This is a genomic window from Pseudoalteromonas rubra (assembly GCF_000967655.1).
Lineage (GTDB): Bacteria > Pseudomonadota > Gammaproteobacteria > Enterobacterales > Alteromonadaceae > Pseudoalteromonas > Pseudoalteromonas rubra_A.
Window position 1 is genome coordinate 1 of the sequence record NZ_JXYA01000036.1, and the last position, 25,626, is coordinate 25,626.

21 protein-coding genes are annotated in these 25,626 nt (G+C 50.2%); 14 read left to right on the plus strand and 7 right to left on the minus strand.

The window, feature by feature from the left end; all coding sequences use genetic code 11:
* Positions 1–261 precede the first annotated feature (261 nt).
* From TW77_RS15015 to TW77_RS24355, 3 genes are all read left to right on the plus strand, one after another.
* Complete coding sequence (locus TW77_RS15015; protein WP_156158684.1) at positions 262–1,110, plus strand: hypothetical protein; 849 nt, start codon at positions 262–264, stop codon at positions 1,108–1,110.
* Entirely contained in the window at positions 1,107–1,928 is an 822-nt protein-coding gene (locus TW77_RS24350; RefSeq protein ID WP_052713212.1) for a hypothetical protein, read from the plus strand. Before TW77_RS15015 ends, TW77_RS24350 begins: the two co-directional genes overlap by 4 nt.
* 179 nt (positions 1,929–2,107) lie before the next feature.
* The gene (locus TW77_RS24355) at positions 2,108–2,611 is read left to right on the plus strand and encodes a CC0125/CC1285 family lipoprotein (protein ID WP_052713213.1); all 504 of its coding nucleotides are present in this window, start codon (positions 2,108–2,110) and stop codon (positions 2,609–2,611) included.
* A 260-nt stretch (positions 2,612–2,871) separates the two neighbouring features.
* Here the strand turns inward: TW77_RS24355 and TW77_RS15030 are convergent, their stop codons facing one another.
* From TW77_RS15030 to TW77_RS24360, 3 genes are all read right to left on the minus strand, one after another.
* Positions 2,872–4,035, minus strand: a complete 1,164-nt coding sequence (locus TW77_RS15030; protein WP_046005804.1) for a tetratricopeptide repeat protein — start codon at positions 4,033–4,035, stop codon at positions 2,872–2,874.
* A 495-nt stretch (positions 4,036–4,530) separates the two neighbouring features.
* Positions 4,531–4,668: a hypothetical protein gene (locus TW77_RS25215; RefSeq protein ID WP_156158685.1), complete on the minus strand. Its 138-nt coding sequence runs from the start codon at positions 4,666–4,668 to the stop codon at positions 4,531–4,533.
* A 507-nt stretch (positions 4,669–5,175) separates the two neighbouring features.
* The gene (locus TW77_RS24360) at positions 5,176–5,508 is read right to left on the minus strand and encodes a helix-turn-helix transcriptional regulator (protein WP_239398590.1); all 333 of its coding nucleotides are present in this window, start codon (positions 5,506–5,508) and stop codon (positions 5,176–5,178) included.
* A gap of 593 nt (positions 5,509–6,101) precedes the next feature.
* Here TW77_RS24360 and TW77_RS15045 point away from each other — a divergent pair.
* From TW77_RS15045 to TW77_RS15080, 7 genes are all read left to right on the plus strand, one after another.
* Positions 6,102–8,231, plus strand: coding sequence for a calcium-binding protein (locus tag TW77_RS15045; protein ID WP_046005806.1), 2,130 nt, complete (start codon positions 6,102–6,104; stop codon positions 8,229–8,231).
* 279 nt (positions 8,232–8,510) lie between these two features.
* On the plus strand, positions 8,511–9,755 hold the full coding sequence (locus TW77_RS15055; protein WP_046005808.1) for an efflux RND transporter periplasmic adaptor subunit: 1,245 nt from the start codon (positions 8,511–8,513) through the stop codon (positions 9,753–9,755).
* Between the two features lie 55 nt (positions 9,756–9,810).
* Positions 9,811–10,527 carry an ABC transporter ATP-binding protein gene (locus TW77_RS15060; protein WP_046005809.1) on the plus strand — a complete coding sequence of 239 codons (717 nt, stop codon included), beginning with the start codon at positions 9,811–9,813 and terminating at the stop codon, positions 10,525–10,527.
* 14 nt (positions 10,528–10,541) lie between these two features.
* The gene (locus tag TW77_RS15065) at positions 10,542–12,935 is read left to right on the plus strand and encodes an ABC transporter permease (RefSeq protein ID WP_046005810.1); all 2,394 of its coding nucleotides are present in this window, start codon (positions 10,542–10,544) and stop codon (positions 12,933–12,935) included.
* Between the two features lie 88 nt (positions 12,936–13,023).
* A complete protein-coding gene (locus TW77_RS15070; protein WP_046005811.1) occupies positions 13,024–14,190 on the plus strand; it encodes an efflux RND transporter periplasmic adaptor subunit in 1,167 nt (388 codons plus the stop codon).
* Positions 14,191–14,205: 15 nt separating this feature from the next.
* Positions 14,206–17,361, plus strand: coding sequence for an efflux RND transporter permease subunit (locus tag TW77_RS15075; RefSeq protein ID WP_046005812.1), 3,156 nt, complete (start codon positions 14,206–14,208; stop codon positions 17,359–17,361).
* Positions 17,362–17,519: 158 nt separating this feature from the next.
* Positions 17,520–19,577: a S9 family peptidase gene (locus TW77_RS15080; RefSeq protein ID WP_046005813.1), complete on the plus strand. Its 2,058-nt coding sequence runs from the start codon at positions 17,520–17,522 to the stop codon at positions 19,575–19,577.
* A 64-nt stretch (positions 19,578–19,641) separates the two neighbouring features.
* On the opposite strand, the gene TW77_RS15085 is transcribed toward TW77_RS15080, so the two are convergent.
* Complete coding sequence (locus TW77_RS15085) at positions 19,642–20,109, minus strand: Dps family protein (RefSeq protein WP_046005814.1); 468 nt, start codon at positions 20,107–20,109, stop codon at positions 19,642–19,644.
* Positions 20,110–20,173: 64 nt separating this feature from the next.
* Here TW77_RS15085 and TW77_RS25965 point away from each other — a divergent pair, with 64 nt between their 5' ends.
* Positions 20,174–20,296 (plus strand): hypothetical protein, encoded by a 123-nt coding sequence (locus TW77_RS25965; protein WP_275041936.1) that lies wholly within the window; start codon positions 20,174–20,176, stop codon positions 20,294–20,296.
* 284 nt (positions 20,297–20,580) lie between these two features.
* Positions 20,581–20,790 carry a hypothetical protein gene (locus TW77_RS15090; RefSeq protein ID WP_010384994.1) on the plus strand — a complete coding sequence of 70 codons (210 nt, stop codon included), beginning with the start codon at positions 20,581–20,583 and terminating at the stop codon, positions 20,788–20,790.
* Here TW77_RS15090 and TW77_RS15095 read toward each other — a convergent pair.
* Both TW77_RS15095 and TW77_RS15100 read right to left on the minus strand, forming a co-directional pair.
* Positions 20,784–21,389, minus strand: coding sequence for an alpha/beta hydrolase (locus TW77_RS15095; protein ID WP_046005815.1), 606 nt, complete (start codon positions 21,387–21,389; stop codon positions 20,784–20,786). The two genes, TW77_RS15090 and TW77_RS15095, sit on opposite strands and share 7 nt — an antisense overlap.
* Before the next feature lie 30 nt (positions 21,390–21,419).
* Positions 21,420–21,959 carry a YaeQ family protein gene (locus TW77_RS15100; RefSeq protein ID WP_046005816.1) on the minus strand — a complete coding sequence of 180 codons (540 nt, stop codon included), beginning with the start codon at positions 21,957–21,959 and terminating at the stop codon, positions 21,420–21,422.
* A 201-nt stretch (positions 21,960–22,160) separates the two neighbouring features.
* Between TW77_RS15100 and ylqF the strand changes: the two genes are divergently transcribed.
* The gene (gene ylqF, locus TW77_RS15105) at positions 22,161–23,114 is read left to right on the plus strand and encodes a ribosome biogenesis GTPase YlqF (protein ID WP_046005817.1); all 954 of its coding nucleotides are present in this window, start codon (positions 22,161–22,163) and stop codon (positions 23,112–23,114) included.
* A gap of 849 nt (positions 23,115–23,963) precedes the next feature.
* Positions 23,964–24,665 (plus strand): hypothetical protein, encoded by a 702-nt coding sequence (locus TW77_RS15115; RefSeq protein ID WP_046005819.1) that lies wholly within the window; start codon positions 23,964–23,966, stop codon positions 24,663–24,665.
* A gap of 9 nt (positions 24,666–24,674) precedes the next feature.
* Here TW77_RS15115 and TW77_RS15120 read toward each other — a convergent pair whose 3' ends face one another.
* Positions 24,675–25,556, minus strand: coding sequence for a hypothetical protein (locus TW77_RS15120; protein ID WP_046005820.1), 882 nt, complete (start codon positions 25,554–25,556; stop codon positions 24,675–24,677).
* Positions 25,557–25,626 lie beyond the last annotated feature (70 nt).

Below are 25,626 nucleotides of genomic sequence, written 5' to 3' on the forward strand. Positions count from 1 at the left end.
AGAGAAGAGCCAATCTAACTCAGAGTGAGCAGTTGCTGGGCTAATAGTGTTCATTTGATGTAATTTCGACTCATCCAAACTCAGGTCTGGGTGCTTATTCGCATTGTTCTAATCTGACTACTTTCACAGCTCAGAGCGTGCACGAAGCCTGATAATTTACATTTCCAAGCTGAACCTGCCTACCTGCTGCATCGTTAACTTAAACGATAGTGGTGCACTTCAATTTATAACGAAGTGGTGCACTTCCAAGTTGGGCCTGTATTGGATACGCCTCTACAGTTTAGGGTGGGTGTCTTCGGTTTTACTGTTCTCATCAAAAAAGCGCGCGACAGTGGACTGTTGCCTGATGATGCCCTGGATGAGGCAGCTGCGATTTACAATCGCATGACCGAAGGCAATCTGAAAGACTACAAGCCAGGTCAGGGTCAGGGCCGTAAAACACACCCTGGCCCGGAAGTAGACAATGACAGGCACAACTTCCCGGAAAAATATGAGAAGCTACCCGATGGCACTTTTAGAGGCCCTAAAGGCGGTATCTTTACGGACTCAGGGTACACTTCAGAAAATGGCTACCCTATTTTCCAGCGCAGCTCCGGCGGCTACTTTTACATTGGCAGTGATGGAAAACAAGTCGATATACGCTCCCCCAGAGAGTACGGCGACTTCCATAAAGTAGATGATGTGTGGGCGCCGGGAGTTAAGCCTATTCAGCGAGGCAGGCAGATCCAGCACTCAGTGTACGAAAATGAATATAAAGCGCATGGGTGGGGTGACACTGATAAGTATGAAGTATGGAGCGACAAAGAGGGGAAGTATATCAAGGTTAAAGGCCAAAACTTCCCGCTGATTGACTTTCATCGCGGCGATGAAGTGGTCAGCCTGAAGTCTATTAATACCAATGGGTCTGATTGGATGAGGCGAACGAGGGCCCATATAGACGATTTATCGAAGCGTGGTATTATCGGCAGCAGCGGTAATCCCGTACCTAAGGAAAATCGAATGCTGGATATTCGGGTACAACCGGGAGGGCTCAGTCAGGCTAGAGGGTTAGCTACTTACGGCGAATCACTCGGCATAAAGGTTATTGTTAAGGAGTTTTCTGGAAAATGAGTTTAAAGCTAAATATCAATTTTTTGCCCAACCAGTTCCCCAGAGCCTTAACGCTCTGGGAGCTGGCTGATTTTAGTCAGGCATTGACAGACCTCGAGGGGCTAACCAGGCTGGTCAATATCGACACCTGTCGGACCATCAAGATCGAAAACTTTGTAAAGAGCAAAGACAAAGCTCGTACCCGGTCTGATATTTTTTCAATTGATCATCCAGATACTGGTAATGAAGGTACTCATGGCATGTCCTTTATGCCTATGAGTGACTGGGACTTTGATCAGCTATTTATATGGGGGTTTGATAAATTAATTGAGCAGCGTGAGCAGTGGTGGCAACCTGTATTGCAGCACCCTGGATTTGTTATGGCGCGGCTGATGTCGGAATTATTTGATATCCGACAAAGCTCAGGAAGCTTAATGGTACATGACTCTTACGGCTGGGCTCATGATCACCTCCCTAAAATCAGTAACGGAAAACCCCCTCCGATTAATGAAATGGTCATTGATACCCGGGTTAATCCCGGCCACTGGCGCTTTAAACCTGGCTATATTGAGGGGGTGTCGTCTGAAATGTGGTTAGGTCAACACTTCTTCAGGCATGTCGGGCTGGATAAACAGGCTCTGTATGACGTGGACTGGCTGGAGGTCACTGAGCTGGGCAATGTCACCCATATCAAGGCGTACCATAAGCCTTTTGATAGCGATGTGGGAGAGCAACGTGAGCTGCAAATTAAACTCAGAAAGCTGCTGTTTGGTCAGTCCCCTCACACCGACGACCCGGAGTTTAAAATGCTCAGCGAGTTTCAGCCCCCGGTGCGTTAGCGCAGCTGTAACTTGTTCATCAGAGCCCAATCACGTTTGCCGCACAGGGCTTTGATGAGGAAACCGCGCTACAGGCATGATACTAAACCGCATAATCAATTAATTATGCGGTTTAGCAGAAAAGGAAGCGGGCAAGCCAATTGGTTTGTCCATCATTTTAAAAGAAAAGAAGTAACATAATGAAGCAGTTAAAAAATTTAAGTTTGGCATGTATTACCTTGGCCGCTGTGGGATGCAGCGCCGTGTCGTATCAGTCGATGGGAATTCGGGGCGGATATTCCGAGAAAAAATTAAACGATACTAGCTACCGGGTACATTACTCAGGTAATGGCAGTGTCTCACTGGAGCAGGCCATCGACTTTGCGCTATTGCGCAGTGCGGTAATTGCTCAGCAGCACGGTGCCGATACCTTCACCAGTTCAAACCATGCAGCCAATGTATCGCGCTCCTATGCTGGCACACCGGGTGTGTATGTGAGCAAGCCCAGCGTGTATCTGGATATTGCCGTGCCAGCAGCCCAAAGTGACACAGAAACACTGGCCTGTGGCCAGTTTAGTGGTCTGTTTACGCTGATGACATTGCAAAACGAGGTCCGTGCCTTCAATCACAATACTCAGGCCTGTATTGACGAAATACAGGCCAAGTATCAGCTCACAGAGCAGCAGATATTTGACAAAATATAGCCCAATCCTCTTATAAACAAGGTGTTGTAAGGGGTTATCAGAGGCGCTCCCTCAAAGTGGGTGAGCGCCTTTGAAGTATCCAGCTGGTGTTGTTCAACATACCAAACTCTTTAGTCACAGCCTTGCGCACTGGCAGAGAAGCTTTTCAAAAACATCCATCTAAAAACAGGCGCGCGTGCAGTTTAAATTGCCCAGAATTGATATAAGAAATTGGGGCTGTCTCTCCTCACAACTCATGGCGCTGCACCTCGCGGCTGGGCTTACTGTTCGGCTAGTTGTTGCAACATGCTGTGTTTGGCGGTGAACACCCGGCTTTTTTCCGGATCTGAGGTTTTCTCTATTGCCAGCTCAAGCAGTTGACGGGCTGTGTCGTGGTCGTCTTGCAGGTAACTGATTTTGGCCAGTTCAAAATAGGGCTCGGGCAGGTAAGGGGTTTGTTCCACCACTTTAACCAAGATACGTGTGGCTTTATTCAGGTGGCCCTTGGCAATGGCGCTGCGGGCATTCATCAGAAAATCGAACGGGGTTTTTGCCTCGCTGAGGAGCTGCTGCTCAAGTTTTTCGATAAGGTCCGTGGCCTGTTGTTCTTTGGCCAGCACCAGGTAATTCGACAGCAGATTGTGGCTGATCAGGCGATGTTCCAGCGCATACTGGTAAATGCGTTCGGCACTGCGCCGGTCGCCCGTCCGGCGATGCAAAACGGCAGCAATATTGATCAGCTCCGGGTCGTCCGGCGCATAGCTGCGGGCGCGCAAAATACGCGCGGCGGCCAGGTCAAACTCCTCTGCCAGCATGGCCTTGACCGCCAGATTGGCGTAAAACTTAGCCACCAGATCCTGGTACTGGGCCGAGGCAACAAAAATGGCATCCTGAGCGGGAAAGTAATCAATAACCGTGCCGGGCCGCACCAGAGTGATCCAGTTCTCGTCTTCCGCCTCTTCTGGGGCCAGCAGTTTGGTTTTAAAGTGTGAGGAGATCAGTATGGTATCGGCCACCTGCTGATACACAGGTGCCGAGGCCACTTTGCGATAGCGGGTATCTATCCCGGCCACAAAGGCATAAGCCTGGGTGAGCACCGCCAGTGAAATACAGTTGCCGCCACCGTGTTGTAACGACGCACTGGCGCTGTAGGTTTCGCCGCGGTAGTGAAACTCGTTAAGCTGACCATGCAGATAGTCGTAAATCACTCTGTCGCCACGCGTGCCGGCTGCAACCTGTTGCTGGTAAAAGCGCAAAAAGGCCTGCTGCTCTTGCGCTGGCAAGGCAAAAATCGCTTGCTCGTCAATCACCGCAACGGGGCTAAACAGAGCATGATTAAAGGGCATATCAGGACGAGGCGGCGGTGTAGTCGGGCGCTTTGTAGTAGTGGCACAGGCGCTGAGCAGCACAGTAAACAGGCAAATAAGCCACAGGCGGACAGGCATAAAGACTCCTTAAAACACGCATTCAGCGTGCCCGTATGGTCATGGTTTTTGTTATTATTTTTACCCGACTTTACACTTATCCCGGCGACCTGCCAACGGATTTATGGGGGGAGGATATGCGCGGGCTGGTTCAGAGTAAGCCGCTTTGTGGGCACTGCAAAGAGTCGCCCGTAATGAATGCGGGCTTTGGGTGGTGACAAGCCTGCAAGTACCAACGCGAAATTGGTATAGGGGAGCTGAAACAGGCGTGACTTAATAGCCACAGCCGGGCTGTCTTTGATGAATCAATTCATAACTCTGCGTAGCTTATTGTACTTTCTTACCAAACTTTTGAGGTTGTTCTATCGCCTTCAGTTCTGGTAGTCCTGGCCTGCCTCCACCTGCTGCGCCTCCAACAACCATGTGTAATAAGTCATGCATGAGCGCTATCTTTACTCGGCTTGCCATATGTTAGTCCCAAATTAAAGTATGAATTGATTAATAAAGCATTTCAAATTAACCAGGAAAGGTAGCTTTTTTCTTTTTATCTTCAAGCACTAAATTAACTGATCGAGGTAATTGGGGTCTACCTTCTCCTCCTGGGACTATTCCACCTTTGATAGTATTAAGAATGTTGTTTTTAATTTCTTTCATATACGAGCTCTCCTTTTGAGCGCATTGATCTAATCATAAAAGTAAACAGCGCTAGTGTATCTAAAATATGAAACGTATATTGAGCAGGGGACCACAAATGATGATATATAAATGGATAGTTGAGCACTTCATAATAATACAACTGGATTTCTATCCATATTGAAACGTTCAAGAGCATAGAACAGAAAATAATAATGCAAACTGCACATTCGGGTATCGTAAGGCAATAGTGCTCTCTAGCCTTTTTGAAAAATGTAAGCTTTGTGGTTCTGAATACTAAACCAGCGAGCACCCCTCGCGTCAATATTAGAAATAAAAAGAATGTATTCAATGCGAGACACCACAAGTAGTAATGTCTAGTCCATTGTATAGCTATAGGGTTGAACGTAACATCAACGAGCTGGAAAAAGCTAAGTAGTAAAAACATCCACCTAGCGTTGTAGTCTTTCCATGTAAGTACTAACCCGATAAAAACAGCAGAGGAAAGTATCATATCAACAATATGCATCAGTCTTCTCCCTTGTCTTCTGCGTTTGGTTCCATAGGCGGTTCTTTCTGTAGCGGTTTTTTCGTTGTTCTTCTTTCAGCGTTGTCGGCCAGCAGACCAAAAAAGCTTTTCCAGTCTTTCCCGAAGATCATCAGGATATCCAGCAGTTGCTCGAGATCCATAATGGTTTTGCCACTTTCCCAGTTTGAGATAGTGGACTGGTCAACCGGGACGGACATTTTTTTAGCCAGTTCTGCTTGCGACATTTTTTGCTGTATTCGCAGAGTGCGCATTGACGCCTGAATGTCCCGTCGGGCGCTGTTTAGCCAGTTCAATCTTTGACGTGTATTCATTGTACATCCGTATATGAATATTAAAACAGTGAAGTTACATTTTGTTTCTTATTATTATGTCGGTGTAATTTAACAGCTGTTTAAAAAATGTAAAGTGTCAATGTGTTAATTTGTACCCGAAAACTTTCGGATGTTGGCATTAAAGTTTGCTTTATTTACAGGGTTTTAAGTAAAAATCATGAATTTTAAGGGGTTTATATTGCAACACGGCTGGCTGAGTGTTTGAAGAAACCTGGGTACTTTATGAATCGATTCATAGTGCGCTTACGTCATTATGTAAACAAACGTAACCCGCCATGGTGGTTTTTTAATCCATGAAGCTTTTTCAACTGCCTGTATGCGCTGGCAAAATGTAAATTAAACGCCACAGTTTTTGCGGTGTTTTTTCGCTATTGGTTTCGTTTTACTGATGCGGCAACCACACAGGGCAGGCCTGAAAGTTGTTTTTGGTCTGTGCTCTTACCCGTTTTGCTGGCGGCAAAACTCATCCTTATTACCCAGTCTGAGTCCATAGTCATTGCACAATTGTGGCTTATAACTTCCACCATACAGATTTCTTTGCGCAAACTCTTACTCAACTCATGGAGACTAACATGGTGGTTTATCAAAAGGCACTACTGGCAGCGGCGCTCTCGCTGACCTGGCTGCCAAACAATGCACAGGCCCTCCGTCTGGCTGCGCCGGGCACTTTCTGTAGTGGTCTGGACCGGACCCAGATAGAAGTCGGCGAGCATGTTGAAAATCAATATATGACTTATCTGGCACTGAGCCCCAAGCTGGCCGATACCGCGCTGACTGTTTCAGGCAGCCAGTCTTCAATTGTGGTGTCGTACAATGGCCGCTGTGAAGTGCTAAACGGCAGCAACTACAACGGACTGCACGTGAACCTGCCAGACAGCGGTGAATACTACGATGGCAGTAAACTGGATTTTCACCAGCAGGTATTCGGGGGCGAAGGGAATGACGAGATCCGCACCGGTAATAAAGTCGACTACATTTACGGCAATGGCGGTAACGATCAGATCTTCTCGTTTGGCGACTTTGAGCGTGTAGATGGTGGCGCTGGTGCAGACTGTGTTGAGCAGGGCGATGAAGGTGCGATCTCAAGTAACATTCAAAATACAGAAGCAAACAGTTGTGCCAACTATGCCCCTGCCAGCTGTGAGGGCCTGGACCGCAGCAAGATCAGCGTAGCGGATGATAACTCTGCTAATCCGTATATGACTTACCTGGCGGTGTCTCCTAATGTGAGCGGTGAGAAGCTCACGGCAGAAGGTGACGATGCCCTGGTAACCGTATATTACGCAGGCAGCTGTGAAACCTTCGATGTGGGCAACTACAACGGCTTCCAGGTAAACCTGGCCGATAGCGGTGAAGAATACGACGGCACGGCGCTGAACTGGCACCAGCTGGTGTACGGCGGCGATGGCAACGACACCATCTTAACCGGTAATAAAGTGGATTATGTGTATGCCGGTAAGGGTGATGACACTATTTATACCTACGGCGACTTCGAAAAAGTCGACGGTGGTACCGGTATGGACTGTCTGACCGAAGGCTCAAGCGGCAGTATCCAGAGCAACATCAGCGGCATTGAGCAATATTCTTGTACGCCAGCGGGCAATGTACCGGACAGCCTGACCACCGCATACGCGCGTTGTCATATGCAAACCGGCAGCTTTGACAGTGAGCTGAATAACGGGGTGTGGAAACTACGCGCGCTCGACAGCAATCTGGCCCTGTTTGTCGAAGAACACGCTGAGTATGTGTTTGCTTACTCCGCGGGCTATCAGCACTGTGCATTCAGCAATGCGGTGGAAGCCGTTGAGGTGCAGTTGTCGAACGGTAACGATACCCTGTTGGCGAGCGGTGTTGGTCGCGATATGACGGTGTATGGCCTCAATGGTAATGACACTATCCAGACTGGTCGTGGTAATGACCTGATCTTTGGTGGTGACGGTAAAGACAAGATCCGCGCAGGCGACGGCAACGACTGGGTTGCCGGTGGCTCGGATATTGCGACCGATCACCGCGGCGTGGTACATCGCGTACGTATCAGTGGCTACAACAACGACGGCGCTGACGACATTAAAGGTGAGAATGGCAACGACGTGCTGTTTGGTAACCGCGATGGCGACAATATCTCAGGGGGTGACGGGGAAGACATCATCTTTGGTAATGATGGTAACAAAGACCGTTTATACGGTAACTCAGGGGCCGATATCATTGTTGATTCCGGCGGCGGTTCATGGGGCAACCGGGCTAAGTCCTGGGGTGGCAGTGGTCAGGACATTCTGGTCTGTGAGCGAGGCAGTTGTGAGCTGAGTGGTGGTGGTAGTAAGGACTTCCTGGCGGCCATTTCCACGTTCTCTAACATCGGTCTGTACGGTGGCGGTGGTGGCGATATTCTGTTCGTGCGCGGCGATGAGATCCCACTGGGTACCGGTGGCAGTGGTAACGACTTTGTTTATAACGAGTGGAATGACAGTGATATCAGTGGCTATCTGAGCAGTGTGAAGCATAAATCGGGCTACTTTGACCGTGCGGTGCGCAAAGCGGGCAGCGGTATGTCATCGCGTCACGAAGAAGTGCTCAGACTGAAGCAGTTTTATGAGCAGCGTGGCTACAGCACATTCAAAAGTCGCATTGCAGAGCTGGTTGACGAAGACACCTTTGAGGCCTGGCTGAAAAATCGTAGTAAGAGTGTGTACGACTTACAGTAACTTTACTGCGTCTTTAGAAAAAACTTAGGGTCTGTTAAAGGATCCGTCCCGAGCAAAGGGGAAGTCTGTGACTTCCCCTTTTTTGTCTCAGTGGTGAACTGCAAACCTGTACCATACTGCTCAGTAAGTAACCCAAATACCAGTTCCAATTCCGGACAACTTGTCCGCTCCCGCCCAATTGCATGATTTAAAATGTTTAAGCTTATGATTTTATTGCTAAAAATATCTGGCATGAAACTCGCTCCAGGCGTTACAGCGTGAATGTAAATGGAGCTGAAAATGGATCTAATCAAACCACCTGAACCCACCAAATACTGGCGCCGCTGGTATTGGGCACTGGTGCCCGTCTTTTTGCTGGCAGGGCTTTGGCAATTTGGCTCGGGTGAGCCTATCACCCGGTTGGCCCGCCAGGATGTGTTGATAGCAACCGTAGAATACGGGCCGCTGGCCATAGGGGTCGACAGTTTTGGCGTGCTGCGCAGCGCCGAACAACACTTGCTGAGCGCAGAGAGCGATGCGGTAGTTAAGCACATTCATCTTAAAGCCGGGGCTGCGGTGAAGGTGGGCGACGTGATTGCCACGCTCGATAATCCGGACCTGTCACTGGCGGTTGCGCAGGCACAGCAGGCACTGCAAGACAGCGACATGGCGTTACAACAGCTGACACTCAATCAGCAGCGGGAGTTTCTCAGCGAGCAAACGGTACTGGATAAGCTAACCGGGGATCTGGCAACTGCCCGACTGAGACTGCAGGCCGAGCAGGGACTGGCCGAAAAAGGGATCATCTCGCAACTGGCGTTTGCCCAGACTCAGTCGCGCGTCGCCAACCTGGCTCGTCAAATGCAAAGCGCACAACAGCGTCTGGAGCAGCTAAAAAAGCTACATGCCAGTGCGCAGCAGCTGGCATCGCAGCGTATTGTTATCCGGCGCCAGGAGTTGGCGCGCAGCCGTGCTAGGTTAGCTGCACTGACGATCACGGCGCCCGTTGCGGGTATTTTAGAGCGTATGCCGCTGGCTGTGGGTCAGCGACTCAGTGTGGGTGACGAAACCGCATTGATCGGCAGTCAGACACATTTGCTTGCCGAACTGCGGGTCGCGCAATCTCAGGTGCAAAAAGTACAGCCGGGGCAGGCGGTGACGGTACGGATCCGCGACCAGCAGGTCACAGGCACCGTGGGGCGGGTTGATCCCGTGGTGGTCGATAACAGTGTGAAAGTGGAAGTGACTTTACCTCAGGCATTGCCCAAAGCGGCGCGTCCTATGCTCAGCATTGATGCCAGTATCACGGTCGCTGAGCTGGAGCAGGCCTTGTATATCCGTCGTCCGGCGAATGTGCGCGAGCAACAGAGTGCCCAGTTATATCGACTTGCCGAAGATGGCTCTACGGAACTTGCCACTGTGCACTTTGGGGCACTGGCTGGGCGCTATGTGGTAATTGAACAGGGGGCGCAGCACAATCAGCGTTGGATTATTTCTGACTTGAGCAATCTGGCACAACAGGGCGCGCAGGTCGCGCTGAATTAAGGCTTTAAGGGTCAATTATGGCACAATGGGGTGCCGGTTTGTCAGCGGGGAAAGTATGACACAGATAATAGAAATGAAGCACATCAGTAAGGTGTTCGAAACCGAAGAACTACAAACACACGCACTGAGACAGGTGAGTCTGAGCATAGCGCAGGGGGAGTTTGTGTCTGTCTCTGGCCCGTCCGGGTGTGGTAAGTCCACGTTATTGTCCATTATGGGGTTGCTGGATGAAGCAAGCGGTGGGCAATACCTGATCCAAGGCACAGAGGTAGGCACACTAACCGCCGATCAGCGTGCGGAGTTAAGAAACCGCCACATCGGGTTTATTTTTCAGTCATTTAATCTGATCGACGAGTTATCGGTGTTTAATAATGTGGCGTTGCCGCTGCGCTATAGCACCACCCGGTTGTCGCGCGATGAGGTGCAAGCGCGGGTGCAAAGCTGCCTTGATAAAGTGGGCTTGTCGCACCGTGCTGCACATAAGCCCGACCAACTCTCTGGCGGACAGCAACAGCGGGTTGCCATTGCCCGGGCGCTGGTTGCCAACCCGAGTATTTTGCTGGTGGATGAGCCAACGGGCAACCTGGACTCAAAAAGCGGCGATGCAGTGATGCAGCTGATTGCACAGTTACACCAGCAGGGCACCACCATATGTATGGTGACACATGACCCCAGATATGCCGATATGGCGCCGCGGCAGATCCGTCTGCTGGACGGTGAGATAGTGGGCAGCAGTCACACACGTGATACAACGCACAGCGCGATTGCCTGAAGGAGTAAGGTGAAATGTGGTCAGATATTCAGGATGCACTGAGGGCGTTATTTAGTCGCTGGCGGATGACCGCCTGCTTTGTACTATTGCAATCCAGTGCCATGGCGGCACTTTTAGTGGCGGGTGTGCTTGCCTGGCAGGCGCATGGTCCATTGCCCTATGAACAGGCTGAGCGGCTGGCCTGGGTTGATGGCGAGTTGCGCAATGAACAAGGGGAGGTGGCCCTCAGTGAGTCGCTCTCAGCGCCCGCTGCCTGGGATTTGCACCGGACCCCTGAGCTGTTCGAGCAGGCCTCGCCCGTGTATTACACCGATATGCTTTATGCAAACCATCCGCAACAACCGCGTATTTCGGCGGCCCTGGTCGAACCGGGCTATTTTTCGCTGTTTAATATGACGCTGCAAAGTGGCCATTATTTTGCGGCTTCGTCACTGCAGGGGCAGCAGGCGCAAAGTGCAACCCAGGTTGTAGTCAGTGCACGCTTTGCCCGGCGCTACCTGTCAGAGCAAGATGCCCTTGGTCAGGTTGTGCAGCTGGACGATCGGCGCTTTCAGGTAGTGGGTATTCTGGCCCCGGACAGTCGCGAACCGGAGCTGTTTCGGGCGGCGCAGTACAGCGACGTGTTTTTACCTTTTTTTAGCCATACTGCGACCGAGATCACCCCATTTGCTCACATGGCGATCCGCAATAATCTGATGCTGGTTGGCCGGACCATGCCCGGGGCCAACACCGTGTTGCAAACCCAGGCCTTGCAACTGAGTGCGGATATTAATGAATTATCCAGGCAGTATGGTTTTGGCGATACCAGTTTCAGGCTGACTCTTCGCCCGCTCGACAGCAAGCTTAAAGGTGCCTTACAGGAAACGGGCAGCTGGTTGCTTGGTGCCGCACTTGGCGTAATAGTGGTGACCTTATGTAACTTGTTTGCGTTATATCTGCTGGATTTTAAAAGCCGTCAGGCACAGCTGGCGCTGCATCTGGCGCTGGGTGCCCGCCCGTCCCGGCTGTTTCGCCAGGTATTGTGTCATGCTGTGGCCTTGTTCGGATTATCTGCTTTGGTGGCAACGGGACTGGCGCCAGGCCTGCTGGCGCTGGTGCAATACTGGGGTGAAGATATTCTGGGTAGTATCACCTGGTTGCATTTATCCTGGCAGGCCTATCTGGGCATGTGGCTGGTGGCGTTATTGCTGGCCTGGGGATTTGCCCGCAGTGTGTTTGCCTTTGTTGAGCTGCACGGCCTCAGGCAACAGCTCAGTGGCTCGGGTAAAGGACAGGTAAAGCAACTGCCGGGCTGGCTAAGCCAGCTACTGATCAACGCCCAGCTGGTCATCGGCATGGTGGTATTGTGCTTTAGCCTCTGGCTGTTAAGTCATTACGGCGCGCAGATGAGCAAAGCGCAGGGGTTTGATGACACTGGATTAGTGCAAGTGCAAATGCAGCAGCTGGACTTTGAGCGCAGTGAAGCAAAAGCGCAAGCCCGGCGCCAGCTGAGTGAAGCCAATATCAAGGCATTATTGGCTCAGCCCCAGATAGCAGCCGTCAGCTTAGCGGCAAATCATCCGCTGGAGATGTCCTGGGTGGAGCCTATCAGTACGGTGCCAGACAGTGCCCGGCAGCTGACAGCCTTTGGCCAATGGAGTGGAGTGGACTATTTTGCCACCGTTGGGCAACGCGTACTGGCAGGCAGTGAATACAGCGCCGAGCAAATGACGCTGGATGCCCCAGGCGAGGCGGTGATCATTAATCAGGGTCTGGCCAGCAAGCTTGGTCTGACATTACAAGACGTTGGCGTTACCCTGTATTCGCGTAATCAGCGCCCGGTCAGGTTGCAAGCCATTGTGGCAGATGTGTATTCTCCGGCGCTTGGCACCCCTGACATTGTGTATTTACCGCACAACTTTTTTATCACTAACCTGATGATCAAACTGGCACCAGGGCAATCATTGACAAAACCTGATCTCAATGCGCTGCTGCGCGTACAAGATCCTACGCAAAGTGTATTTCAGTTAACCAGTATGACCGCGCACGCAGGGGCCATGAGTAAATCGGCCAGGCTCAGTGCCTACACAGGTATTGCGCTCAGTAGCCTGATGATGTTGCTGGTGGGAGCGGGCTTGTATGGCGTACTGGGGTACCTGACGCTGTTAACTGCACCGGTCTGGCGAATAAAGTGGCAGCTGGGAGCTAAGGCAGGCACGCTATTGAAAGAGCACCTGATTATTCGGGTTTGTAAGGTCTTACCAGTTTCTTTTGTGGCATTTTTGTTACTTGTTGGCGTGTGTTGGGTGTTTAAACTGGCCTTAATGGGTTTGTTAGTCAGCTTTAGTTTGGCTGTTACTTTTATGTTTTTAATGGTTTTATTGCTAGATTACTACCACACTAACAGACTACTGAAAGATTTTTGCTAAATCAGTAACAGATTCTTACAAATGTCACGTTATTGAACGTCTCTATATTGGTAAGATAGGCGGTAGGAAAATATCAATAGGTAAAGTCATGAAAGCACAAGCACTAAAATGGATCTTTCCCGCTGTGGCTTTGGGCCTCGGGGTGGCAGGCTTTTCAGCTGTCAACGCGGTCGCAAAGGGCGAGGAAGAAAAGCAGGTCGTAGATACGCGCCCCGTGGTACAGGTCGAGTCTGTTCAGGCACAGGATCATCAAGTTTTAATTCAGAGCTATGGCGAAGTGATGCCACTTGAAACAACTCAGTTGTCTGTGCAGGTTGCCGGAGAAGTCGTTTACTGGCATCCCGGCTTTGTTGCGGGCGGTGTGGTTGCTAAAGGTGACATCTTGCTCAGCATTGAAAAGGACAACTACGAGGCGGCGGTATTGCAGGCCGAAGCTCAGCTGGCCAGTGCCCAGGCGGCATTGATCGAAGAGCAGGCGCAGGCAGACGTGGCAGCGGATGAAGCCAAACGCTTCCCAAACAAAAAACACACCGATCTGTTTTTACGTAAACCACAAGTGATGAGCGCCAAGGCGGCGGTTAAGTCGGCCAAAGCGGCATTAATGCGTGCCCAGCGCGACCTGGAAAACTGCGATGTGGTTGCGCCATTTAACGGCCTGATTGTTTCTCGTGATGTGGGCCTGGGTCAGTTTGTATCAACAGGTAGTGTGGTTGCTAAGCTGAACAACATAGAGCAAGCCGAAATTGTGATCCCCATTGCCGGTTTCGACTCTGTCTTTTTACCTGAGACCATCAGCGGCACCAAAGCCACCCTGTTTAATAAAGGGGTGAATGGCTTTAGCCGCGAAGCGCAGATCCACCGCGACCTGGGCACCGTTGATACCCAGACGCGCATGAGCAATCTGGTAGTACGGGTTGATGACCCTTATGCGCTGAACAGCGACCAGCCGAAAGTGAAGTTTGGCACTTATGTTCAGGTGAGCTTTTTAGGCAAAACCCTCAAGCAAATCTACCGCTTGCCACAAGAACTGGTGAATAACCAGACCGTGTGGTTGCTGAATGACAATGCCGAGCTTGAACCGAGAGAGGTACAAGTGGTCCGTGAAGAGGGTGAATACTTCCTGGTTGGCGCTGGCCTGAATAACAGCGACAAGGTGGTTGTTACTTTACCTGAGTATCCACAGCGTGGCATGTCGGTGAAAGTGGCAGGTGCCGATGAGTCAAACACGCAGGGCGCGAGCCTGGAAAAGCTATAACGGCAGGGACGGACAATGAGTGATCAACACACACCCAGGCAAACGGGGCTGATAGCCTACTTTGCCCATAACTCCGTGGCTGCGAACCTGATGATGGGCTTTATCCTGATCATGGGTATCATCAGCTACTTTACTATCCAACGGCAGATGTTTCCCGCCATTGAGCTGAACCTGATCTCAGTCAATGCAACCTATCCCGGTGCTTCTCCACAGGAAATCGAAGAAAGTATCCTGATAAAGGTAGAAGAAGCGCTCAAGGATGTGACCGAGATTGACAAGGCCGTGTATCGCGCATTTCGCAACGGTGGCAGCGTACAACTGGAAATAGACACCAGTGCTGAGCTGGCCGATGTGGCAGATAAAGTGCGCTCGCGGGTGGATGGCATCGCCACTTTCCCCGCATCGATGGAACCAATCCGTGTACAGCAAATTGAGTTTACACAAAATGTTGTACAAATGGCGCTGGTTGCAGACCTGCCGCTGACACAGCTTAAGCCGCTGGCCAAAGAAATCGAAGACGAGCTGTTGCAGTTGTCTAATATTTCTCTGGTAGAGCGCAATATGCCAGAGTATGAAATTGCCATTGAGGTCAATCCGGATGCGCTACGCCGTTACAACATGTCGATGGCTGACGTATCCGCTGCCATTAGCCGTTATTCAACCAATGTCTCTGCCGGTCAGATCCGTACCAATGCGGGCCTGATCTCAGTGCGGGTCGAAAACCAGAAATATCGTGGTGATGAATTCCGCCGTATCCCGGTTAAAGTGGGAGCGAACGGTGCTAAGGTGCTGTTGCAGGATGTGGCAGAGATTAAAGATGCGTTTGTCGAAGGCGAATTCTACTTCAAACTGAATGGGGTAAATGCCGCTTATCTGTCGGTGAAAGCTACTAATGATCAAAACATGGTGCCGATTGCGAGCACTATTCACTCTTACATCGAAGCGAAGAATGAGTCGCTGCCGGAAGGGGTTGAATTAACGGCCTTTGTCGATATGACTTACTACCTTGAGGCACGCCTGGACATGATGAAAAAGAACATGTTCCAGGGCGCTATTCTGGTTGCCATTATGCTGAGCATTTTCTTGCGCTTTAAGCTGGCGTTTTGGGTGATGGTCGGTCTGCCGGTGTGTTTCCTGGGGAGCATTATGATGATGCCAGTGTTTGGTATCAGCATAAACATTGTTTCTTTGTTTGCCTTTATTATGGTACTGGGGATCGTAGTCGATGATGCCATTGTCATCGGCGAGGCCGCCTACACCGAAATTGAGCGCAAAGGGCCCGGAGTCAATAACGTGGTCATCGGTGCCAAACGGGTGGCGACCCCGGCCACATTCGGGGTGTTGACCACCATGGCGGTGTTTGCCCCTATGGTGATGTCCAGCGGTCCGGAAGCGGCTTTCTTTAAGTCGATTGCGGTTGTGGTGATACTGTGTCTGGCGTTCAGCCTGATTGAATCTAAGTGGATCTTACCTGCACACATTGGCCACACTAAGTTTGCACCACTGCGCGAGGGTAGCTGGCGTGCTAATTTCAATAAACGTTTCTTTGCCTTTGTAAATGGGCCCTATCGCAACCTGATCGAAACCTGTGTGCAGTGGCGCTGGACCGTACTGTGTGGCTTTATTGGTATGCTGATACTGAGCGTATCGCTGATCACCTCTAATCAGGTACGCTTCGTGGCAATGCCCAAAGTGCCTCATGATTATCCGGTGGTAAAACTGACCCTGAACGACAATGCCTCGGATTCTCAGACGCTTGAAGCTCTGGCTACCATTGAAAACATGATGTTGGAAGTGGAAGAGGAAATAGAGCAAGAGTACGGCCGGGGCATGATCAAGAATATTATGGTCTGGAATGAAGGTCGTACCGAAGGGAACGTGTTGGCAGTATTGGTAGAAGAAGAGGCCCGTCCTTTTGATGCCTTTGAGCTGTCGCGTCGCTGGCGTGAAAACATGCCGGATATTGCCGGTGTGAAGTCTTTGCTGGTGATTGATGATGTGAACGATGAAGGTCAGGGGCAGGGGGAGTTTGGTTATCTGCTGTATGGCCCGGACATTGATATGCTCAATGCGGCAGGTCGTCAGTTTATTGCCATGCTGCAACAAGAAAAGGGACTGTTCGATGTCAGTTCAAGTATCGACCCGGAAAGTAAAGAAGTACAGCTGGTACTTAAACAGGTTGCGTATGACCTGAACCTGAGCTTGTCGGATATCGCCAATCAGGTGGGCATGAGCTTTTACGGTGGTGAGGCGCAGCGCGTGATCCGCGAAGGTGAAGAGATCAGAGTGATGGTGCGCTATCCGCGCCTGGATCGCCAAGCATTCTCGTCACTGAAACACACGGTCATCACAACGCCAGAGGGCAAAGATGTGATGCTGGGCGATGTGGTTGAGTTCGTGGAGCGCCCGGGTGTGAGCTACATTCGTCGTGAAAACGGCTATCGCACTGTATATATCTACGGCAATATCGATGAGCAAGTGATCGAACCAAATGAGGTGGTCGACAACATTAAAGACAACCTGCTGCCCAAGCTGTTGGAGCAGTTCCCTGAAGTGAAGACTGAGCTGGGTGGTGATATTGAAGAAGATCAGGCGCAGGCCAACGAGCAAATGATGTTCTTTATTGCTGGTATGTTCATTGTGTACATTCTGCTGGCGGTGCCATTGAAGAGCTATGGTCAGCCTTTAATCATTATGTCGGTGATCCCGTTCAGCCTGGTCGGTGCCATCTGGGGCCACTGGTTCTTTGGTCTGGATATGAGCATGATGTCGACCTATGGTCTGATTGCCGCAGCCGGTGTGGTAATTAATGACTCGCTGGTCATGACGGACTATGTGAACCAGGTAAGAAAAGAAGGTGTGAAACTCAAAGATGCAGTGGTCGAGGCTGGATGTGCGCGTTTCAGGGCGATAACCCTGACGTCTATCACCACTTTTGCCGGTGTTATGCCAATCATCTTTGAAACCAGCCTACAGGCCAAGTTTGTTATCCCCATGGCGGTATCGCTGGGCTTTGCGGTGCTGTTTGCAACCCTGATCACCTTAGTGCTGGTGCCTTGCTTGTATATCATTTTGGTGGATATCGGCAAGCTATTCGGCAAAATGTTCGGTGTATTTGGTAAAGCCGGGAAGGTGTTCAACCGTAACAAGGTGAGCCAGCAGCAAGGTTAACGGTTTGCCATAACAACACGCTTTAAAGGCCAGCATTTGCTGGCCTTTTGCGTTTTACCCAGAACGTCTGCGCTGCTCGCGGTGAATTACATGACATCTCAGGCGTTTATTTGCTATGTTAGGGTCACAATGGTTTTTAACAAATTAGGAACAAGTGAGTGACCAAAACGCTGACCCCGCCAGTGGCTAAGAAAGTGCCACACACCATGACACACCACCAACATCAAAGGACAGACAACTATTACTGGATGCGTGATGATAACCGTCAGGACGCCCAAATCCTGGATCATTTACACGCTGAGAACGCCTATTGCGAGGCGCTGATGAATGATCACAAAACCTTGCAGGACCAGTTATTTGAAGAAATGAAAGGGCGCATTGTTAAAGATGACAGCACGGTGCCGGTGAAGGACGGGCGTTTTTGGTATATGAGCGAGGTCAGTGGCGACGATGAATATGCACGTCACTATCGGGGCTGTGATGAGGCCATGAGCGACAAGCAGTTACTGCTGGATGTCAACCAATTGGCCGAGGCATACGAGTTCTTTGAACTCGGTGATATGGCAGTCAGCCCCAACGATAGCTTGCTTGCCTATAGTGAAGATATCGACGGCCGCCGCATTTATACGGTGCGCTTTAAAGACCTGCAAAGCGGCGAGATGCTGCCAGATGTACTGACTGAAACCGAAGGGGAAGTGGTCTGGGCTAACGACAGCAAAACCGTGTTTTATGTCCGTAAAGACCTGCAAACTCTGCTGGGTTATCAGGTGTATCGTCATGTTCTGGGCACACCACAAAGTGATGATCAGCTGGTCTATGAAGAGCAGGACCGCCAGTTTTACATGGGCCTGGGTAAGAGTCGCGACGAAAGCGAGATTTATATTCATCTGGCTGCGACCGAAACCACCGACATTCTGGCGCTATCGGCTGATGAGCCTCTGGGTGAATTTACACCTTTACTGGCGCGCACACCGGGCCATGAGTATGGACTGGATAAGCTGGGAGAGTACTACTATCTGGTATCGAACCGCGAAGCGAAAAATTTCCGCCTGTTACGCGCCACCAAAGAGACACTGAGTGAACCTGAGCAGTGGCAAGAGCTAATTGCACACCGTGAGCACGTGCTGCTAGAAGGCATGGAGTTGTTCCACAGTCATTATGTGGTCACAGAGCGAGAGCTTGGCCAGATCCGCTTTGTGGTGCACGACTACAGCGGGAGCAGTTATCAGCTAAAATTCGACGATGCCTGCTTTTATGCCGGATTAGGCTATAACCCCGAGCCCGAAGCCGAGACCGTTCGGGTTTATTATTCAAGCCTGACCACGCCAAGCAGCATCTATGACTTTACACTGGCGGGGGGCAAGAAGACCCTGAAGAAGCAGCAACGTGTGCTGGGTGAGTTTAATGCGGAGCATTATGCGTCTGAGCGTTTACATATCCGTGTGCGTGATGGCGTTGAGGTGCCTGTGTCTCTGGTTTATCGCAAAGATAGGTTTAATAAAGACGGCACCAACCCCTTGTTGCAGTATGGCTACGGCGCGTACGGGATCACCATAGACCCGAACTTCTCAAGCAACACGCTGAGCCTGCTGGACCGCGGTTTTGTGTATGCAATAGCCCATATTCGTGGCTCCGAAATGCTTGGCCGTCACTGGTATGAGCAGGGCAAAAAAGCGCACAAGCAAAACAGCTTTAACGACTTTGAAGACGTCACCCGTGCTCTGGTGGAGCAAGGCTATGGCGCAGCGGATAAGATTTTTGCATCAGGTGGCAGTGCCGGTGGTCTGCTGATGGGCGCGGTGGTAAACCAGGCACCTGAGTTATATCGTGGTATTGGCTGCCATGTGCCCTTTTTGGATGTGCTGACCACTATGCTGGATGAAAGCATTCCGCTGACCACCAATGAATACGACGAGTGGGGCAACCCCAATGATGAGGCGGATTATCACACCATCCTGGCGTATTCGCCCTATGACAACCTGCGTGCGGCAGATTATCCCAATATTCTGGTCACAACCGGTTTGCATGATTCTCAGGTGCAGTACTGGGAGCCGATGAAATGGGTGGCCAAATTGCGTGAGTTAAAAACAGACAGTAACCTGCTGTTGTTTAAAACCGATATGGATGCCGGTCATGGTGGTGCGTCAGGTCGCTTTAAGAGCCTGCACGAAAAGGCGCTGGAAATGGCCTTCTTTATTGGCTTGCTTGAGGGCTAATACGAAAGCAGTCACCGGTTGATAACGCTCAACCGGTGACTGTGTTAGTTACTTTTGATTTATATTAAGCGAGATAAGCTTTTAGCATCCACACCAGCTTTTCCTGCTCTTTGATGTAATCGCTCATCATCGCGGCGGTACCTTCGTCGCTGGCATCGCCGGCTTGTTCCAGAATGTCGCGCTGCATTTTAATTAACGTGGTAAAGCCATCCAGCAAACTTCTTACAGCTTCCTGACCATCGCTGATCCCTTTGGCTTCATTGATCTTACTGTGCTCCAGGTAATCGCTGAAGGCGTGTAAAGGGGTGCCTTCAATGGTCAAAATACGTTCTGCAATTTCATCAACCTGAAGTAGCAGCTGGTTGTAAATCTCTTCAAACTTAACGTGTAACTCGAAAAAGTTACGGCCCTTGATGTTCCAGTGCACACTGCGGGCGTTCATGTATTGGATCTGGTAACTACTTAACAGGGTATTGAGGTTGCTTACTAATGCCTGACTTTTCTGACTGTCTAATCCAATGCTGTTGCTCATCGTTTACTCCTGTACTGTGGTTAAAAAAGAAGACGCGAGTTGGGGCGTCTGATTGATTGTTAGTGTGGCTAAAAACGCATCAGATGCCAAATGGGAAAAGTCGATTGCAGACATCGACATTATTGAAGGCGGTGCTGCACTGACCGCGCCACACTATGAGGGAAAAGCTTATACAACAGCGGCTTAATCCAGACTTAATGATGCTTAAAGTTTGCCACTTTGCCACTCGAAACGATAACAACGCGCACTAAGTTGATCTACCTCAAATGGCAATTGGGTTGCTTTTTCGCCGCTGTGGCACTTTGATTTAGGTCAAAATTTCCCCGTATCAGAGGCGCATAATGAACCCAGCAGGCACAAGGTGTGAACGCAATGCCAGGGTATAACAGCGCACATCTGAGCCATTTATTTAGGTGTTTATAGAGGCGTGTCGGAGCACTGAGTACAGGTGCCGCACCCAAGGAGCGTATCATGCAAGGTAAAACCCCTTCTCAACATAAATCCGAAATCGCTGTGGTTGTTATCGCATTATTGACCTTTGTGGTTGGTCTGGTCGGTCACCTGGCTGGTGCCAGCTATGCAAACTCAGATGCATTTGGCTATATTGCTGCACCGATCCCATTAATTGTGGGGATCATTGCGCTGGTGGCTTACAAAATTGCGGCTAATGGCGATCACTGATCGCGCTTGAGCACCTCAACGATGTAATCGAGGACGGTGCGGGAATAAATCAAGGTGGTATGGCTGAGGCGAAAGATTTTGTGCTCGGCCATGCCCTGTAGTTTGGTTTCATCCAGCAGCACAGTGCCATCTGAGCGGCTGCCCTTTTTTAGCAGCGGCATCAGCCCAATCGGCAGATCGCCGGCAATGCTGTAAAGTTTGGCTTTAAACGGCCAGTTTTGCTGCTGGCTGAGCAGATATTCCACGCTGTTTTTGAGCAGCATATCAAAGCCGCGGTCATGCATATGTTTGGCAATGTAACTGCCTTTGTGCGGGGTGCCCAGAGTGATCACTTTGCTGATGGCAGAGCTTGCTTCTGAGTTATGGGTGAGGTAATCCCGGGCCACCAGGCCACCCATAGAATGGCACACCAGCGCGGCCTCGTGACCTGCGACAAAGGCATCAATTTGCTCAAAAATAGTGTGTCTGTCGGGTGTCAGCGTGTTGTAGCTGAGGTTGAGGATCTCAAAGCCAAGCTTTTCCAGCCGCTCGCACAGTGGGCGCATGACAAATCCTGACATATATAGTCCATGTAATACAACAACTCTGGTTACTGCCATTGTGGTTTCCTCTTATGCACCCGGGTGAGCTTATCCCTGCAAAGTTTCGGGGATAAGGTGGACGCTGTGTTGCTCATCACTGAACCAAATCTCGCCGTCCTGTACCGTCACCGTCAATGCCATAGTACGGGTCAGCATCTCTGCCATCACGCTGGTTGCGCTATAAGGCAGGCTGATGATTTTGAGGTTAGTATACTGGCGCAGTGTGTTTTGGTTCTTTTGCCACCAGGGTCCCTGATTGTTCTCACCATAGGTATAAAGTACCACTTGTTTAGCGCGGTTGCTGGCTTTTTTTAGCCATTTCTCTTCCGGTAAGCCAACGCTGAGCCACAGCTCGATTTCATCACTGTAATTTTTTAGCCAGATATCCGGCTCATCTTCGACGCACAAACCTTTACTGAAGCTGAGCCCGTCCTGATATTCCAGCGCAAATGCCAGTAGCCGCACCATCACACGCTGGGCGTTTTCCGAGGGGTGTTGTGCCAGTGTGACACTGATGTCCTGATATACATGACGGTCCATATCGCTTAGCGAAAGGTTGGCCTTTAAAATAGTTGCTTTGAGTGCCATTGCCTGTCCAAGTTAGCAAAAACGCCATTATATCGGTAAACATGGAGTTTGTGCGGGGAAAGTGAGGGTATCTTTGATCCCCCAATATCCACGTTTATAGTACACTATGCGTTATTCATGTGTCGTGTGGCCGGGCAAAGTCGATAGTGTGTGCCCTGGTCGTTGAGTCAGACACAGCCAGATTTAATAAGGTAAAAAACGATGAGCAGAACAGGTATCCAGTGGTTTCCCGGACATATGAACAAGGCGCGCAATGAGATCAAAGAGATCATGCCGCAGATGGATGTGATTATTGAAGTGCTGGATGCCCGCATACCTTACAGCAGTGAAAACCCCATGGTGGCGCAGCTGCGTGGTGATAAGCCGGTCATCAAAATTCTCAATAAAGCCGATCTGGCCGACCCGGAGCTGACTCAGGCCTGGATGGAGTATTTTGAGCGCGAAGATGGCGTGAAAACCCTGGCGTTTGGTCATGATAAAGGCAATGAAGTGCAGCGGATCAACGCCTTGTGTAAAAAGCTGGCACCGCAAAAGGTCGGTCAGGATAAGCAGCTTAAAGCCATGATCATGGGCATTCCCAATGTTGGCAAATCGACGCTGATCAATATTCTGGCAGGAAGGATTGTCGCGAAAACGGGCAATGAACCGGCTGTGACTAAGGCCCAGCAACGCATTAAGCTTGAAGACGGCATTATGTTGTACGATACGCCAGGCATGTTATGGCCTAAGGTTGAAAACGAAAATTCGGGCTATCGCCTGGCTGCCACCGGTGCCATTCGTGATACTGCTATCAACTATGAAGAAGTGGCCAGTTATACCGCCGAATACCTGCTACAGGCGTATCCTCAGTTGTTACAGGCGCGCTATAAAATTGACGAGCTGCCCGACTGCGACTGGACCTTTATTGAAATGGCCGGACGCAAGCGTGGCTGTATTCGTGGCGGCAACCAGGTCGATACCCATAAAATGTCGGAGATCCTGATCAACGAATTGCGCGATGCCGTGATCGGCCGTATCACCATGGAAACCCCGCAAATGCGCGATGAGGAAGAAGAAATGGTGGCTCAGCTGCGCCAGGCGGCAGAAGCAAAGAAAGCGGCCAAAGAGGAAGAAAAACGCCAGCGTCGCGCCCGTGCGCGTAAAAACCGCCGTTAAGTTTTGCTTTGCGTAAAAATCAGGCATAAAAAAAGCCCGGGGCAGGGCTTTTTGATTTCATATCTACCGTCACCGATATGAGCAATGTAGCAAGTAAAATGTGAGTTGGTTGCCGGTAAGCCACACCAAGGGGCGTTAATGCTTTTCACCTGCAACCAGAGCTTTTTGCGTAAGCAACACGTACTTCTGAGTCGAGAAACAAATTAAGTACTAAAACAAAATGAGCCGTCAATCTCGCTTTGTTGAGATTGATTATCAGTTAGATCTTTTTGCCTGTCAATCCATTTTTGAAAATAATTCTCATTTAGTTTAAATCCCACTAATCATGCCAATAGCTGCTGGTGTAACACTGTGAGCAAGGCTCGTCGCTTAGGCGTGTGTGTTGGAGGTGTCATAACACTATTTCAGTTACCCGGGTGAGTTTGGTCTGGGAATGGATCAGTGTTCAGAAATGAAAAAAGCCCTGAGGAGGACTTTTTTATTTCATATCTACCGTCACCGATATGAGCAATGTAGCAAGTAAACTATAAGGCGGTTGTTGAGTTACACCAAGGGGCGTCAATGTAACTCAGTAACAACCAGTGCTGTTATCGTGCGCAACACGCGTTTCAGGGTCGAGAAACAATTAGAGTAACAAAATGCACCGTCGAGCACTTTGTTGAGATTGATTATCAATTAGATTGGCGTATCTGTCAAATACTTTTTGAAAATAATTCTCATTACCATAGTTGCTGTGTTGCATGCTGTAGCGCTGTATGAACTTATGAATATACGCATAAAGCGTATCTGTATTAAACACAAAAATGCTGTTAATCTGGCTTTGTTTCAAACTGTTAAAAGGAATTTATTTTGACCTCCTATTTGTTACCGGTTGCGGCAGTCGCGACACTCAGCATGCCAGCATTGGCTTTGGCGTCTATTGATTTAGAGGCTCAGTTGCTCTCATTCGATTCTCAGGACCACACAATTTATCTGGAGGCTGCGCCTGTGCCTCATACAGAGCAAGCCATGCGTCTGCGATTTTGGGCGCAGTGCAAAGATCAGCAATGTGGTGGTCCGCGTTTTCAGCGGCAGATGATCCGCGACTTGGAATCGGCAATGCCGCGAGACGCTTTTGGCGTTTTAAACAAAGTGGATGTGTTGCCCTGTCAGAATGTGATGAAAGGGTGCGTGTCGAATCTTAAAGCCGCCCGGGTATTGCTCGAGACCAATGTGTCACTCGAGGAGTGGATGTCCTTTGACCTGAATATCTTTGATTTACTGGTTGTGTCTGCGACCTCAGGAGCCAGTTCGGCGCTCCCGTTACAGGCTTGCAACTATGAAGCAACGGCGGGTACGTGTCTGATGAACGAGAACTTTGAATTTACTACGCTCGGCCCAACGTCATTTTCGGTAACCTATGAAGCAAACTGGAATGATGCGGATCAGCGCGAGGATGAACAGGCACTGCACCGGTTTACCCACAGGAATGGGTATCATTGTAAAGAGCAGGCAGACACTATGGCGTCGCACGTACGAGTGACACTAACGTGCGAACATCAGGGTTTATAACAAGCGGGTTTATTGATGTGCTTGCAGCCAGTAGTAGTAATCAGTGGCATCGTGAATATCGATGCGCTGCTGCGCCGCTTCAAGCTCGGTAATGATCCGGTGAAAATGCGCCGGGTTCTGCCAGGTCGTGCTGACATCCACGGCCAGTCTTACCGAAAATGTGGGTGAGGCCAGTGCACGTTCCATCGCGGTCGCATTCAATATAGAAGCGCTGTTATCCCGCTCGTAGGCCATTATAGAGATACCATCCAATACCTCACTCAGCGCCGCAAAAAAGGCCGCGCCCTGATCTGGCCAGTCGATTTTATTTGAGCTGTCATACCAGGTGGGAATGTCCGCGTATAGTTTTACCCGGGTCATGTTCTGCTCGTCCAGCAAAGTTCGGATTGCCTGAAATGTAGCAACGAGTTGCCATAACAGAGCCTGGCGCGACTGGGCTGTGCCTTGCTTCCACTCATTAAGCGCATGGGGCTCAATATCCAGGTGCAGTGCGGCAAATTCAGCATCTGGCGCCGCACTGTGCTGATAGTCGATAAAACGGGTTTGTAACTTGCCCAACATCTTGTCGTGATTGGACGGGAAAACCCAGGTATTTTGCGCCATCAGATAGTGCGACCGAATACCTTGCGCTACCAGTGTCTGGTTCCACTGTGCAACCGCCTGGGAATGTGTCTGCGTATATTGTCCGTAAGAGCCATAAACATCAGATATCGCCTGTTGCTGCAACAAATCAATCAGCGTTTGCTGGGTTGACTGAGTGGTGATCATGGCCGTTGCGCCCAGCGGATCGCCGCCTTTTTTCCATAGCCAGGTTGCGCGTTCTATTGCCTGAGCACAAACGCTTGTTGTAAGCATCAGTATTGTCGCGAGAAAAATGTATCCTGTAGACATTATCAGACTCCTTGTTGATTGTTTTATCGCCGGCAGGTGTGTCAGACATATTCCATGGTGGATACTCGAT

Coding starts and splice junctions, on each gene's coding strand:
- TW77_RS15065 (WP_046005810.1), top strand. CDS start 10,542: ATGTGGTCAGATATTCAGGATGCACTGAGGGCGTTATTTAGTCGCTGG.
- TW77_RS15030 (WP_046005804.1), bottom strand. CDS start 4,035: ATGCCTGTCCGCCTGTGGCTTATTTGCCTGTTTACTGTGCTGCTCAGC.
- ylqF (WP_046005817.1), top strand. CDS start 22,161: ATGAGCAGAACAGGTATCCAGTGGTTTCCCGGACATATGAACAAGGCG.
- TW77_RS15075 (WP_046005812.1), top strand. CDS start 14,206: ATGAGTGATCAACACACACCCAGGCAAACGGGGCTGATAGCCTACTTT.
- TW77_RS15045 (WP_046005806.1), top strand. CDS start 6,102: ATGGTGGTTTATCAAAAGGCACTACTGGCAGCGGCGCTCTCGCTGACC.
- TW77_RS15070 (WP_046005811.1), top strand. CDS start 13,024: ATGAAAGCACAAGCACTAAAATGGATCTTTCCCGCTGTGGCTTTGGGC.
- TW77_RS15090 (WP_010384994.1), top strand. CDS start 20,581: ATGCAAGGTAAAACCCCTTCTCAACATAAATCCGAAATCGCTGTGGTT.
- TW77_RS24360 (WP_239398590.1), bottom strand. CDS start 5,508: ATGAATACACGTCAAAGATTGAACTGGCTAAACAGCGCCCGACGGGAC.
- TW77_RS25215 (WP_156158685.1), bottom strand. CDS start 4,668: ATGAAAGAAATTAAAAACAACATTCTTAATACTATCAAAGGTGGAATA.
- TW77_RS24350 (WP_052713212.1), top strand. CDS start 1,107: ATGAGTTTAAAGCTAAATATCAATTTTTTGCCCAACCAGTTCCCCAGA.
- TW77_RS15100 (WP_046005816.1), bottom strand. CDS start 21,959: ATGGCACTCAAAGCAACTATTTTAAAGGCCAACCTTTCGCTAAGCGAT.
- TW77_RS15060 (WP_046005809.1), top strand. CDS start 9,811: ATGACACAGATAATAGAAATGAAGCACATCAGTAAGGTGTTCGAAACC.
- TW77_RS15055 (WP_046005808.1), top strand. CDS start 8,511: ATGGATCTAATCAAACCACCTGAACCCACCAAATACTGGCGCCGCTGG.
- TW77_RS15095 (WP_046005815.1), bottom strand. CDS start 21,389: ATGGCAGTAACCAGAGTTGTTGTATTACATGGACTATATATGTCAGGA.
- TW77_RS15120 (WP_046005820.1), bottom strand. CDS start 25,556: ATGTCTACAGGATACATTTTTCTCGCGACAATACTGATGCTTACAACA.
- TW77_RS15085 (WP_046005814.1), bottom strand. CDS start 20,109: ATGAGCAACAGCATTGGATTAGACAGTCAGAAAAGTCAGGCATTAGTA.
- TW77_RS24355 (WP_052713213.1), top strand. CDS start 2,108: ATGAAGCAGTTAAAAAATTTAAGTTTGGCATGTATTACCTTGGCCGCT.